Source organism: Pseudomonas sp. MDT1-85, from assembly GCF_054898065.1.
In genome coordinates this window covers 5,413,811-5,427,376 of the sequence record NZ_CM142715.1, presented here as the reverse complement: position 1 = coordinate 5,427,376, position 13,566 = coordinate 5,413,811, and the positions used below count along the sequence as shown (strand labels likewise).

General features: G+C 59.8%; 12 protein-coding genes. 2 read left to right on the top strand and 10 right to left on the bottom strand.

From position 1 onward, the window contains the following. Nucleotide 1 precedes the first annotated feature (1 nt). The 9 genes from panC to dksA form a co-directional block, all read right to left on the bottom strand. Nucleotides 2-862: a pantoate--beta-alanine ligase gene (gene panC, locus ACYZT2_RS24350; protein ID WP_461968038.1), complete on the bottom strand. Its 861-nt coding sequence runs from the start codon at nucleotides 860-862 to the stop codon at nucleotides 2-4. Then, complete coding sequence (gene panB / locus ACYZT2_RS24345) at nucleotides 859-1,659, bottom strand: 3-methyl-2-oxobutanoate hydroxymethyltransferase (protein ID WP_461968036.1); 801 nt, start codon at nucleotides 1,657-1,659, stop codon at nucleotides 859-861. Before panB ends, panC begins: the two co-directional genes overlap by 4 nt. A 382-nt stretch (nucleotides 1,660-2,041) precedes the next feature. Then, nucleotides 2,042-2,527, bottom strand: coding sequence for a 2-amino-4-hydroxy-6-hydroxymethyldihydropteridine diphosphokinase (gene folK / locus ACYZT2_RS24340; protein WP_461968034.1), 486 nt, complete (start codon nucleotides 2,525-2,527; stop codon nucleotides 2,042-2,044). Nucleotides 2,528-2,530: 3 nt separating this feature from the next. Further along, nucleotides 2,531-3,931 carry a polynucleotide adenylyltransferase PcnB gene (locus ACYZT2_RS24335; RefSeq protein WP_461968032.1) on the bottom strand — a complete coding sequence of 467 codons (1,401 nt, stop codon included), beginning with the start codon at nucleotides 3,929-3,931 and terminating at the stop codon, nucleotides 2,531-2,533. Nucleotides 3,932-4,820: 889 nt separating this feature from the next. After that, nucleotides 4,821-6,257, bottom strand: coding sequence for a sigma-54-dependent transcriptional regulator (locus ACYZT2_RS24330; RefSeq protein ID WP_461968030.1), 1,437 nt, complete (start codon nucleotides 6,255-6,257; stop codon nucleotides 4,821-4,823). Between the two features lie 22 nt (nucleotides 6,258-6,279). Then, a complete protein-coding gene (locus ACYZT2_RS24325) occupies nucleotides 6,280-9,234 on the bottom strand; it encodes a sensor histidine kinase (protein WP_461968028.1) in 2,955 nt (984 codons plus the stop codon). Then, nucleotides 9,218-9,394 (bottom strand): hypothetical protein, encoded by a 177-nt coding sequence (locus ACYZT2_RS24320; RefSeq protein ID WP_003176118.1) that lies wholly within the window; start codon nucleotides 9,392-9,394, stop codon nucleotides 9,218-9,220. The genes ACYZT2_RS24325 and ACYZT2_RS24320 overlap by 17 nt, the downstream gene beginning before the upstream one ends. A 77-nt stretch (nucleotides 9,395-9,471) precedes the next feature. Then, nucleotides 9,472-10,368: a tRNA glutamyl-Q(34) synthetase GluQRS gene (gluQRS, locus tag ACYZT2_RS24315; RefSeq protein ID WP_461968026.1), complete on the bottom strand. Its 897-nt coding sequence runs from the start codon at nucleotides 10,366-10,368 to the stop codon at nucleotides 9,472-9,474. Between the two features lie 205 nt (nucleotides 10,369-10,573). Then, the gene (gene dksA, locus ACYZT2_RS24310; RefSeq protein ID WP_030130357.1) at nucleotides 10,574-11,017 is read right to left on the bottom strand and encodes an RNA polymerase-binding protein DksA; all 444 of its coding nucleotides are present in this window, start codon (nucleotides 11,015-11,017) and stop codon (nucleotides 10,574-10,576) included. Nucleotides 11,018-11,352: 335 nt separating this feature from the next. Here dksA and ACYZT2_RS24305 point away from each other — a divergent pair, with 335 nt between their 5' ends. Together ACYZT2_RS24305 and sfsA are read left to right on the top strand one after the other, a co-directional pair. Next, the gene (locus ACYZT2_RS24305) at nucleotides 11,353-12,525 is read left to right on the top strand and encodes a pyridoxal phosphate-dependent aminotransferase (RefSeq protein WP_461968023.1); all 1,173 of its coding nucleotides are present in this window, start codon (nucleotides 11,353-11,355) and stop codon (nucleotides 12,523-12,525) included. Continuing rightward, nucleotides 12,525-13,238, top strand: coding sequence for a DNA/RNA nuclease SfsA (sfsA, locus tag ACYZT2_RS24300; protein ID WP_461968021.1), 714 nt, complete (start codon nucleotides 12,525-12,527; stop codon nucleotides 13,236-13,238). The genes ACYZT2_RS24305 and sfsA overlap by 1 nt, the downstream gene beginning before the upstream one ends. Here sfsA and ACYZT2_RS24295 read toward each other — a convergent pair. Further along, a complete protein-coding gene (locus ACYZT2_RS24295) occupies nucleotides 13,235-13,552 on the bottom strand; it encodes a Rieske (2Fe-2S) protein (RefSeq protein ID WP_461968019.1) in 318 nt (105 codons plus the stop codon). The two genes, sfsA and ACYZT2_RS24295, sit on opposite strands and share 4 nt — an antisense overlap. Nucleotides 13,553-13,566: the final 14 nt, after the last annotated feature.

The following is a 13,566-nucleotide window of genomic DNA, read 5'->3' as shown; positions in this document are numbered from 1 at the left end:
TTTAAACCGCAGCGTCAAGGTTCAGATGCAGGTTGTCGATCAACCGTGTCGTGCCCAGGAACGCCGCCACCAGAATCACCAGATCCCGATCTTCGACCGTCGCCGGACGCAAGGTCAGCGCATGGCGAATTTCCAGATAGTCCGCACGCAGGCCAGCGGCTTCAAGCTGTTTGATCTGCTCGTTGATCAACATCGGGTAATCCCGCTCGCCCTGTTTAATTGCATCGGCAATATGGGTCAGGGTGCGGTAGACCACTGGCGCGACGGCACGTTGTTCTTCGCTGAGGAAGCCATTGCGCGACGACAGCGCCAGACCGTCGGCGGCGCGTACGGTGGGTTCGCCGATGATCTGGATCGGCATGTTCAAGTCCTGCACCAGAGCACGAATCACCGCCAGTTGCTGGAAGTCTTTCTGGCCAAAAATCGCCAGGTCCGGCTGGACCATGTTGAACAGCTTGCTGACTACGGTCGCCACCCCTTCGAAATGCCCCGGACGGCTGGCGCCACACAGGCCCTCGGACAGTTGCGGAACGCTGACGCGGGTCTGACCCGCCATGCCGTCGGGGTACATTTCTTCGACGGCCGGTGCGAACAGCAGATGGCAACCGGCCTGGAGCAGTTTTTCCTGATCCGCGGCCAGGGTCCGCGGGTACTTGTCGAGGTCTTCGCCGGCGCCAAACTGCAGGGGGTTGACGAAAATGCTCGCGACCACGAAATCCACCCGTTGGGTGGCTTTGGTAATCAGCGCGATGTGCCCGCTGTGCAGGTTGCCCATGGTTGGCACGAAGCCGATGCGCTTGCCTTCGTTACGGGCACGAGCCACGGCGGCCCGCAGTTCGCGTACGGTTTTTACGGTGTTCATGCAGAGAATCCGTGTTCGATGCCAGGGAAAGTCGCCGCTTTGACTTCAGTGACGTAAGCGCTCAAGGCGGTTTGAATGCTGGTTTGGCCAGTCATGAAGTTCTTCACGAATTTTGGCACGCGGCCGGTAATGGACAGGCCCAGCATGTCGTGCAGGACCAGCACCTGGCCGTCGGTGCCGCTGCCGGCGCCGATGCCGATCACCGGGATCTTCACCGCTTGGGTGATTTCTTCGGCCAGTTCGCTGGGCACGCATTCGAGCAGCAGCATGGCCGCGCCGGCCTGTTCCAGGGAGATGGCGTCGGCACGCATTTGCCGCGCCTGGTTCTCGTTGCGGCCCTGGACTTTATAGCCGCCGAGGATGTTGACCGATTGCGGCGTCAGCCCCATATGCGCGCACACCGGGATGCCACGTTCGGCCAGCAGACGGATCGAGTCCGCGAGCCACAATGCTCCTTCAACCTTGACCATGTGCGCACCGGCCTGCATCAACAGGGCGCTGTTGATCATGGCTTGTTCGTTGGTGGCGTAGGCCATGAAGGGCAGGTCGGCAAGGATCAGGGCATCGGCGTTGCCGCGTTTGACGGCCGCTACGTGGTAGGCCATTTCAGCGGTGGTCACCGGCAGAGTGCTGTCGTGACCTTGCAAGACCATGCCGAGTGAGTCGCCCACCAGCAGCACTTCAACCCCGGCCTCATTACAGGCATGGGCGAAGGTCGCGTCATAGCAGGTCAGCATGGTGATTTTTTCACCTTTCTGCTTGAGGCTCTGGAGCGTGGTCAGGGTGATGGCTGGCATGAAAAAAATCCTCATTACAGGCGCTATGGAAACTACTGCGAGTAACGCGCGTGATTCGTCATTTATACAGGCGCACCTTCTTTCGTGGTGCTTGTAAGGCCTGGATTGCGCCCTTTAGCGCCGCGTTGGCGGCAGCGGGACGCCTATAGTCGTGAGGAGAACCCGGGAAGTCAATTGTGTGTGTTACCGCGTTGTTACGCGCGGGGTGTTACCGGCGTTACTGATGCGATTCAGCAGGTTGGCAAGGATGATCTGCAGGTTTTTTGTCCGACAAAAACCAATCTGGGAGCGAGCCTGCTCGCGAGAGCGGTCATTCAGTCAACATCATTGTTGAATGTCAGTCCGTCATCGGGAGCAGGCTCGCTCCCACAGGGATATTTTGTCAGGCGTGAGAAATGCGTTCCAACCCGACGAACGGGCAGGCAGCGAGCAATTCCGTGAGGCTGCGGCCATCGGCCAGGCGCAAATCCGCCGGTGCCAGCTCGGCCAGCGGATAGAGCACAAAGGCCCGTTCCTGCAGGTGGTAGTGGGGGACTTTGAGACGAGGTACGTCAATCAGTCGATCGCCGAACAGCACGATGTCCAGATCCAGCGTGCGCGGACCCCAGCGTTCAAGACGCTCGCGGCCTTGGCCGTTCTCGATGGCTTGCAGCGCATCGAGCAGGTTTAGCGGCGCGAGGCTGCTGTCGAGCGCGGCGACCGCGTTGGTGTAACGCGGTTGGCCGGGAAGCAGCGAGTCGCTTTGATAAAACCCGGAAACCCCGATCAGTTCGGTTTGCGGCAATTGCGCCAGCGCTTCGACAGCGCTGCGCAATTGTTCGGCGGGGTCAGCCAGATTGCTGCCCATGCCGATGTAGATGCGTTCCATGGCTTACTCGCCTGTAGCGCTCGGTGCGCCGGCAGCGCGCTTGCGCTTGGCACCGCCGCTGCGGCGACGTTTGCGTGGAGCACCGGTACCTTCGTCCTTGCCGCTCAGGTCACGGATCATGTCCCGGCGTTCGCTGTCGTTGGCGTCCTGATAGTCGGTCCACCACTCGCCCAGGCCATCGGTCTGCTCACCGGCGCTTTCGCGCAGCAGCAGGAAGTCGTAACCGGCACGGAACCGCGGGTTGTCCAGCAACAGGTCGGCGCGTTTGCCGCTGCGCCGTGGCAGACGCTCCTGCATGTCCCAGATCTCGCGGATCGGCATGGTGAAGCGTTTCGGAATGGCGATGCGCTGGCACTGTTCGGCGATCAACTCGTGAGCGGCTTCCTGCATCGCAGGAATCGGCGGCATGCCGCGTTCTTGCAGGCGCAACACGCGGGCCGGCAGGGCAGGCCAGAGCAGGGCGGCAAACAGGAATGCCGGGGTGACCGGTTTGTTCTGCTTGATCCGCAGGTCCGTGTTGATCAGCGCTTCACTGATCAGCGTGTGGGTGTAGGTCGGGTTGTATTCCAACGCTGCCGCACTGGCCGGGAACAGCGGATCGAACAACTGCAGATCGACCAGCATTTCGAAGGTGTCCGCGGCATGGCCGGAGAGGAACAACTTGAGCACTTCTTCGAACAGACGAGCCGACGGGATCTCGCGCAGCAACGGCGCCAGTTCGCGGATAGGCGTTGCGCTGTGTTTTTCGATGCCGAAATTCAGCTTGGCGGCGAAACGCACGGCCCGCAGCATCCGCACCGGGTCTTCCTGGTAGCGTTGCTTCGGATCGCCAATCAGGCGGATCAGGTGATTGCGGATGTCGTGTACGCCGTTGGCGTAGTCGAGAATGCGTTCGCTGACCGGATCGTAATACAAGGCGTTGATGGTGAAGTCGCGGCGTTGCGCGTCTTCTTCCAGGGTGCCATAGACGTTGTCGCGCAGAATGCGCCCGCTTTCATTACGAGACGATTGGTTGCTGTCTTCATCTTCGTCGTTTTGCGGGTGGTTGGCGCGGAAGGTCGCGACTTCAATGATTTCGCGGCCAAAGTGGATATGCACCAGTTTGAAACGCCGACCGATGATCCGCGCGTTGCGAAATTCCGCGCGTACCTGTTCTGGCGTGGCGCTGGTGGCGACGTCGAAGTCTTTCGGCGTGATGCCGAGCAGCATGTCACGCACACAGCCGCCGACCAGGTAAGCCTGGTAACCGGCGTTCTGCAGGCGTTCGACGATATTCACTGCGTAACGGCTGAACTGTGCCTTTTGCAGCGAATGTTGGCCGCTGTTGAGCACTTCAGGCGTACTGCGAATGTGTTGCGTATGACGCTTGGGAGAACGGAATGACTGGAACAACTTCTTCAGCATGGGATGCACTGTTTGAAGGAATGTTCGGCCATAACGAAGAATGACCGCATGATGGGCGGGGATTCTAGCATTTAGTCGGGGGATGGTGTAGGAAGCTGCGCAAGCGCTTGAAGGGGTTGTCTGGCGGGCACGGTTTTGTTCGGCAGCCCTGTAGCAGCTGTCGAGCAGCGCGAGGCAGCGTTGGGCGGCGAAGCCGTCGTAAAACCAGAGATTACGGTGTGTCAGAAGAAACCGGCTGTCCGCATTTGCGACTGCTGCGCAGCCGAACGCAGCCTCGCGGGCTCGGCAGCTGCTACAGGGCAGCGTGAAGGCCAAACGCCAGAAACCACAAGGGGAGCCGAAGCTCCCCAAGAAGTAGTTGCATGCTCTATTTTTATTATTGGTTTCGGGCTTCTTGTTTTTGTTGAGCGCCCTTGCCATGAAGTTTTCCTTCATGACCCTCCCAATCGGGAGCCAAGAGCAAACGGATTGCTTTGGTCGCTGTGTTGCTATGATCGTTAGATCCAACCAGTTCAGGCACTGTCTTAAGACAGTTTTTTATTATTCTCGGCCTGGTCGTGGGGCAAGCCCCAAATGCAACGCCTCTCCAAAAGAATCAGTTAGCTACGCCTCTCGCCGTCTTGTTTTTATTATGCGTGAGTCGATACGTCTTATTTTTATTGTCTTGTGCATTGCTTGTTATTGTTCTTGTACCAAACATATAGCAGGGTGCGTGCCAACTTTTGTGAAGCCTAGTAAAACAAGGGGTTAGGCGGGCTAATGATGTTTTTCGGGGCCCAAAAAAACCGGGGCTTCGTTACCGTAAGCCCCGGCTTCTGTTACGTGAAAAAGCTGAGGTAACAGTTTTTTCACAAGGTCATGTGTTACCCGCACATCCGACAGCGGTGGTTCAGCTCTCGCTCGCCACCCCGGTCTTGCGCCGCGGAATGCCCAGACGCTGACGGCGTTCCCACAGGCATTTGCGACTGACCCCGAGTTTGCGGGCCAGTTCGGTTTCGGTCATGTGGTCTTGATGCTCGAGTACGAAATGCTGGAAGTAGTCTTCCAGGGACAAATCTTCGGTCGGTTCGTGGCTGGTGTTACCGGCGCTGTTGCCCTGCTGGGGCGCCAGGCCAATGAAGCCGTCGTCATCCAGATCGCTCAGTTCGATATCGATGCCCAGCAGCTCTGCGGAGATCTCCGGGCTTTCGCACAGGATCACCGCACGCTCGACCGCGTTTTCCAGCTCGCGAACGTTACCCGGCCAGGAGTAATGTCGAATGGCCTGTTCGGCATCGGTGGCGAATTTCAGATCGGTACGGCCAACCCGTGCGCTCTGCCGCGCGAGGAATGCCGTGGCAATTTCATTGACGTCTGCACCGCGCTCACGCAAGGCCGGCAGTTTCAGGGCGATCACGTGAAGGCGGTAATACAAGTCTTCGCGGAACTGGCCGATCTTCGCCAGGCTCTTGAGGTCCCGGTGCGTCGCGGCAATCAGGCGTACATCGACCTTCTGCGACTGCACCGAACCGACCCGGCGGATTTCGCCCTCCTGCAACACACGTAACAGGCGGGCCTGGGCTTCCAGTGGCAGTTCGCCGATTTCATCGAGGAACAAGGTGCCGCCGTCCGCTGCTTCCACCAACCCGGCACGCCCGGCACTGGCGCCGGTAAATGCGCCTTTTTCGTGGCCGAACAGTTCGGACTCGATCAGGCTTTCCGGAATGGCCGCGCAGTTCACCGAAATCATCGGCGCCTTGGCGCGTTTGGACAGGTTATGCAGGGCGCGTGCTACCAGTTCTTTACCGGTACCGGATTCGCCCTGGATCAGGACATTGGAATCGGTCGGCGCGACTTTGCGGATCTTGCTGTACAGGTCCTGCATCGGCGGGCACGAGCCGATAATGCCGATTTCGCCGTTGCTGTTGTCGACACCGTTTTTCGCGGCGCCATTGCCCGTTTTACCGACGACCGGTTCACCGCTGGCTTGCGCCGATTGCCGGTCACGCAGGATTCGCGCGACGGCCTGAAGCATTTCGTCGTGATCGAAAGGCTTGGCGATGTAATCGACCGCGCCCATCTTCATGGAGTCGACGGCCGAACGCAGGCTGGCGTAACTGGTCATGATCAGCACCGGAGTGCCCTGGCCGAGTTTGATCAACTCGGTACCCGGTGCGCCCGGAAGACGCAGGTCGCTGACGATCAGGTCAAATGTGGGAATGCTGAAACGCTCTTGTGCTTCCTGCACGGATCCGGCTTCGCTGACCTGGTACTGGTTACGTTCCAGCAGACGGCGCAAGGCGGAGCGGATAATTGTTTCGTCTTCGACGATCAAAATGTGCGGCATTGATTCGATACTCTCGACGGTCTCAGTTCACAGCGGACGTCGCTTCGACATGACGCGGCAAAGTCACCCGAATACGGGTGCCGCGTTGGCTTTGAACATCAGCCGGGCTGTCGATGGTGATTTGTCCATAATGCTCTTCAACGATGGAATAGACCAGTGCAAGGCCCAGACCGGTGCCTTCGCCAGGATCCTTGGTGGTGAAGAAAGGTTCGAACAGTCGGTCCATGATGTTCGAGGGAATACCGCTGCCTTCGTCTTCGACGATCAGATCGACCGTGTGTTCGCCGGCTTCGCTTTTAACTCGCACCGCACTGCCCGCAGGTGAGGCGTCGCGGGCGTTTGAGAGCAGGTTGATCAATACCTGGGCGAGCCGTTGCGGGTCGCCTTCGACCCAGTGATCGGGGTCGCACAGGTTGTAGAACTGTACTTCGAAATTGCGCCGGTTCAAGGCCAGCAGGCCGATGGCATCCTGAGCCACTTCCGCCAGACAGACGGGCTCGTCAGTGTGCTGATAACTGCCGGCATGGGCGAAGCTCATCAGCGACTGAACGATGCGTGACACGCGTTTGGTCTGCTCGAGGATCTGCCCGCTGATTTCCGTGAGTTCGGCGTCATCCTCACGCTCTTCGCGCAAGTTTTGCGCGAGACAGGCAATGCCGGTGATCGGGTTGCCGATTTCATGGGCCACGCCGGCTGCCAGTCGACCGATGCTGGCCAGGCGCTCGGAGTGCACCAGTTTGTCTTCGAGCATCTGGGTTTCGGTCAAATCTTCCACCAGCAGTACCAGGCCGCTGTTGCCCGGCGCCAGCGGTTCATCGATCGCCGCTTTGTGCAGGTTCAGCCAGCGCGTCTGACCGTCGAGGGCCAGGTGCTGTTTGTGCAAATGCTCATCCGGCAGATTGATGAAGCCTTGCAGCAGTTCTCTCCACGGATCGCCAATGGTGCTCAGGCGCGAACCGACCACACGCTGCGCGGCAATCCCGGTCAGTTCCTCCATGGCTTTGTTCCACATGAGGATTTCCTGATCCTTGGCCAGCGAGCACACGCCCATCGGCAATTCCTGCAGGGTCTGGCGGTGGTAGCGGCGCAGGGCATCGAGTTCGGCGGCAAGACCGGTGAGGCGCGAGTGGTAATCCTCAAGACGACTTTCGATGAAGTGGATGTCTTCGGTGACGTAGTTTTCGCCGCCAGCCTTGTAGGGCAGGAAGGTTTCGACCATGTCCTGCGCCACGCTCGGCCCCATCAGGCCGGAGAGGTTGGCTTCGATACGGTCACGCAGACGGCGCAAGGCGTATGGCCGGCGTTCATCGAACGGCAGATAGAGGTCACGCAGCGCCTGTTCGACTTCTTTCTGTGCAGCCTTGGCGCCCAATGGTTTTGCAAGCTGTGTGGCAAATTCCTGGGGCGAGGCGGCATGCAGTTCGCGGCGTTGCGGGCGGCGAACGTTGTCCACCGCGCAGGCTTCGGCGGCGCTGGCCTCTTCAGGACTGGCGTTGGTGAACAACGAAATCAGCGTGAACATCAGCACGTTGGCGGCCAGCGAGGCAATCGCTGCCATGTGCCAACTGGTGTCGTCCAGCACGTAAATCATGTTCAGCAGAGGAATGTAGAAGCCTTGCAGATTGCCGACCAGCGGCAACAGCATGGTCACCAGCCACACCAGAATCCCCGCCAGCAGGCCGGCGATGAAGCCGCGACGGTTGGCGGTCGGCCAGTACAGCACCGACAATACCCCCGGCAGGAACTGCAACGTGGCGACGAAGGCGACGATGCCGAGGTTGGCCAGATCCTGCTCGGCACCCAGCATCAGGTAGAAACCGTAACCGGCCATGATGATCGCGACGATCAGTGCCCGGCGGGTCCACTTCAGCCAACGGTAAATATTGCCTTCGGCCGGCGGCTGATAGAGCGGCAGCACCAGATGGTTCAGCGCCATCCCGGACAGCGCCAGCGTGGTGACGATGATCAGGCCACTGGCCGCCGACAATCCGCCGATATACGCCAATAGCGCCAGGGCTTTACTGTTGGCGGCGATGCCGATGCCCAGGGTGAAGTATTCCGGATTGGTCGTAGCGCCGAGTTTCAGCCCGGCCCAGAGAATCAGCGGCACCGCGAGGCTCATCAACAGCAGAAACAGCGGCAGACCCCAGCTCGCACTGACCAGTGAGCGCGGGTTGAGGTTTTCGGTAAAGGTCATGTGGTACATGTGCGGCATCACGATCGCCGAGGCGAAGAACACCAGCAGCAGCGTGCGCCACGGGCCTTCCTGCAATGGCGTGTGCAGGGCGGCGAGGGCGGTCTGGTTTTGCAGCAGCCACAGTTCCAGCTGTTGCGGGCCATCGAACACGCCATACAGCGCATACAGGCCGACGCCGCCAATCGCGATCAGTTTGATCACCGACTCAAAGGCAATCGCAAACACCAGTCCTTCATGTTTCTCGCGGGTAGCGATGTGGCGTGAGCCGAAGAAAATCGTGAACAGCGTAATCAGTGCGCAAAAGCTCAGGGCCACGCGATGCTGCACCGGCTCGCGGGTGAGGATGCTGATGGAGTCGGCCACCGCCTGAATCTGCAGCGCCAGCAACGGCAGCACGCCGATCAGCATGAAAATGGTCGTCAGTGCGCCGGCCCAGGTGCTGCGGAAACGAAACGCGAACAAGTCGGCCAGGGACGAGAGCTGATAAGTGCGGGTGATTTTCAGGATTGGGTACAAAAGCACCGGCGCCAGCAGAAACGCTCCGGAAACCCCGAGGTAGCTGGACAGAAAACCGTAGCCGTACTGATAGGCCAGGCCCACCGTGCCGTAAAACGCCCAGGCACTGGCGTAGACGCCTAGCGACAGGGTGTACGTCAGCGGGTGGCGAATGATCGCCCGGGGGATCATGCCCCGTTCACTGATCCAGGCCACACCGAACAGCACCGCCAGGTACGCGGCGCTGATCAGGATCATCTGGGTCAGGCTAAAGCTCATCGGCATCTTTTTGGCTCTGCAGGATGAAGGTCACGACAATCAGAATCAGCCAGAGCAAATAAGGGCGATACCAGGCGCCCGTGGCGTCGATCCACCAATCCATGATGGCCGGGGAGAACAGATAAATCCCGACTACCAGGAGCAGGACCAAGCGATAGATGTACATCCCGGCCTCTCTTTTTTATGCGCGTGCCCGAAAACGTGCGGCGATGGTAACGGATGGGCGCGCCACTGCAAGTGGCATCACTGCAGTTGCGCTTCGGGCAAGGTCAGTGTGCGCGGGATCAGCGATGCATCCCAGTGGGCAACGCCCCAGTTCAGCACTTCCCGCGGCGTGGCGTCATTCAGTTCGGTCACAGGCTTGTGCCCCAGCGCCCGTAATGCGCGCAGTAATAGCGGCGTGGCCTGATCTTCGGTCAGCGGCGGCGAGCGATAGGATTTGCCGAGTTTGTGGCCGTCCGGCTGGGTAATCAGCGGGATGTGCAGGTAGCGCGGTTGCGGCAGGCCCAGCAGCTCTTGCAGATAGAGCTGGCGCGGCGTGGAATCCAGCAGGTCGGCACCGCGCACGATATCGGTAATGCCTTGCCAGGCGTCGTCCAGCACCACGGCCAATTGATAGGCGTAAAGCCCGTCGCGACGGCGGATCACGAAATCACCGACTTCCCGGCCGAGATGTTGACGGAACTCGCCCTGCACCCGGTCGATGAAGTGGTATTCCAGTTCCGGCACACGCAGGCGAATCGCTGCGTTCTCGGTGCCGTGCCCCGCGTTGCGGCAGAATCCGGGATAGATGCCGTGATACGGCTCCAATTGCTTGCGTGAACAGGTACAAGCGTAGGCCAGGCCCTGATTGAACAGGCGATTGATGACTTCGTCATAGGCAGCGTGCCGCTCGCTCTGTCGGACCATGTCGCCATCCCACTCGAACCCGTAGCTTTCCAGTGCCTTGAGAATCGCGGCCTGAGCGCCGGGCTCTTCCCGTGGCGGATCGAGATCCTCCATGCGCACCAGCCAGCGCCCGCCGACCGAACGGGCGTCGAGGTAGGAGGCCAGTGCTGCGACCAGAGAACCGAAGTGCAAGTGGCCACTGGGCGTGGGGGCGAAGCGCCCGATGTAGGCGGGGGTGGCGATGGCGGTCATAGGGCAAGTTTACTTTGTCTGGTCGTGCGCAAGTCCCTGTGGGAGCGAGCCTGCTCGCGAAGGGGCCATCAGCTCCAACATTAATGTTGCCTGACACACCGCATTCGCGAGCAGGCTCGCTCCCACAGGTTTTCTACCGAGGCGAAATTCAGAAACAAAAAAACGGAGCGTTCGCACGCTCCGTTCTTCGTTCAAGTCGCAAAGATTACTTGCCGACTTGCTTTTCCTTGATTTCCGCCAGGGTCTTGCAGTCAACGCACATGTCGGCGGTAGGGCGGGCTTCCAGTCGCTTGACGCCGATTTCGACGCCACAGGACTCGCACCAGCCGTATTCTTCGTCTTCGATCAATTGCAGGGTTTTGTCGATTTTCTTGATCAACTTGCGCTCGCGGTCGCGGGCGCGCAATTCAAGGCTGAATTCCTCTTCCTGGCTGGCACGATCTGCCGGGTCCGGGAAGTTGGCCGCTTCGTCTTTCATGTGATCAACAGTACGGTCGACTTCCTGCATCAAGTCCTGTTTCCACTTGTTCAGGATCTTGGTGAAGTGAGCGCGCATGGGCTTGCCCATGTACTCTTCGCCCTTCACTTCTTTGTAGGGTTCGAAGCCGCTGATCGACTGGTTCTGTTGTTGCTTTGCTTGGGTGGGCATGAAATGGACCGCCTCTACTCTTGTAATCCATTGCGCAGGATTGCTCCATCACCGACACCTGCCGGCCCTGCGGCTGCAAGCGGGCGAACTTACCAGATCAAATCGGACCGCGCTACTCCCGGATGTCGAGCCCGCGGCCCGTAGGCCTTGCAAAAGATTACAAAGCCTTGCCTGGTGGCTCTGGAGACCCGATCAATTATTGATTTTAGTCAAACCTGGAGCATACGCTTGAACCGTTTGAGACCCGCGTTATATGGGCTCTGACCGCTTTAGGTTCTCGCTCGTTCCTGTGCTTGGGTAGAATCGATTCTTTTCCCCCGTTGTAAGGAAGGCTAATGGCTCTGTCCTACAGTGCGCGCAGTCGCGCTATCGAACCGTTTCACGTCATGGCCCTGCTGGCGCGGGCCAACGAACTGCAAGCAGCCGGCCACGACGTGATTCACCTAGAGATCGGCGAGCCGGACTTCACCACCGCCGAGCCGATCATCCAGGCCGGCCAGGCCGCGCTGACGGCGGGGAAGACCCGTTACACCGCCGCCCGCGGCCTTCCTGAACTGCGTGAAGCCATTTCGGGCTTTTATCAGCAGCGTTACGGGCTGAACATCGATCCGCAACGAATTCTCATCACGCCCGGCGGTTCAGGCGCGTTGCTGTTGGCCACTGCCTTGTTGGTCGACCCAGGCAAGCATTGGCTGCTCGCCGATCCGGGTTACCCCTGCAACCGGCACTTTCTGCGGTTGGTGGAAGGCGCGGCGCAGCTTGTTCCTGTAGGTCCGGACGTGCGTTATCAGCTGACCCCGGATCTGGTCGCGCGTCACTGGGATCACGACAGCGTCGGCGCCCTGGTGGCATCACCGGCCAACCCGACCGGGACCATCCTGACCCGCGACGAGTTGGCCGGGCTCTCTGCAGCGATCAAGGCCCGCCACGGCCATCTGGTGGTCGACGAGATCTACCATGGCCTGACTTACGGCACGGATGCGGCCAGCGTGCTGGAAGTCGATGACAGCGCTTTCGTCCTCAATAGTTTTTCCAAGTATTTCGGCATGACCGGCTGGCGCCTCGGTTGGCTGGTAGCGCCAGAAGCGGCGGTCGGTGAGCTGGAGAAACTCGCCCAGAACCTTTACATCAGCGCGCCAAGCATGGCCCAGCACGCCGCATTGGCTTGCTTCGAACCCGCCACCATCCAGATTTTCGAGGAGCGCCGCGCCGAGTTCGGGCGACGTCGTGATTTCCTGTTGCCAGCACTGAGGGAGCTGGGCTTCGGTATCGTCGTGGAACCGGAAGGTGCGTTCTATTTGTACGCCGATATCAGCAAGTTCGGCGGCGATGCCTTCGCGTTCTGCCAGCATTTCCTCGAAAACGAGCACGTTGCGATCACCCCAGGCCTGGACTTCGGGCGTTATCAGGCCGGGCATCATGTGCGGTTTGCCTACACCCAAAGTCTTCCACGCTTGCAGGAAGCGGTTGAGCGGATCGCTCGCGGATTGCGGAGCTGGCAAGGCTGATGCGTTTTCATCCTCCCCTTGAAGAAGGTCGCTTGATCCGACGCTACAAACGTTTTCTTGCCGATATCGAAACCGTTAGCGGCGAGTTGCTGACCATTCACTGTCCTAACACCGGTTCGATGCTTAATTGCCAAGTCGAAGGCGGGCAGGTCTGGTTCAGCCGTTCCAACGACCCCAAGCGTAAGTTGCCCGGCACTTGGGAAGTCGGGGAAACCCCACAGGGGCGGCTGTTCTGCGTAAACACCGGGCGCGCCAACGGTTTGATCGAGGAGGCGTTGCGGGCCAATGTCATCACCGAGCTGAACGGCTTTACCGAACTGAAGCGCGAAGTGGCCTACGGTCAGGAAAGCAGCCGCATCGATTTCCGTCTCGATTACCCGAGCGGGCCCGCATATGTGGAAGTCAAAAGCGTCACCCTGGGCTTCGATGGCTCGTTGGTGGCGGCGTTTCCCGACGCGGTGACCCAGCGCGGGGCCAAGCATTTACGCGAGTTGGCGCATTTGGCCCGGGACGGGATTCGTGCCGTGCAGTTGTATTGCGTGAACCTGACCGGCATCGACTCCGTGCGTCCTGCGGAAGAAATCGATTCGGCCTACGCGGCGGCGTTACGCGAAGCGGTGGCGTGTGGGGTCGAAGTGCTGGCGTATGGCGTGCACTTGACCCACGAAGAGATGGTGGTCAATCGGCGGCTGGAAGTGCTGCTGAAGGGTTAAAGCGTGACCCAGATCCCTTGCTCGTCTTCGCGGCAGGGGATGGTGGCCAGGGATTGTCCGGCACACGGACCGGCGACGCATTCGCCGTCTTCGATCAGAAACAGTGCGCCATGGGTGGCGCACTGGATCAGGCTGTTGCTGGCGTCGAGAAACTGGTCGGGCTTCCATTCCAGTCCGACGCCCCGGTGCGGGCAGCGATTTTCATACACATACACCCGGCCAGCCCGGCGCACCGCCAGGAGTTTCTGACCGTTAACGTCGAAACCGCGACTGCTGGCGTCAGACAATTCGGCACCTGTGCAAAGAAACTTCATGTTTATCCTCAAGT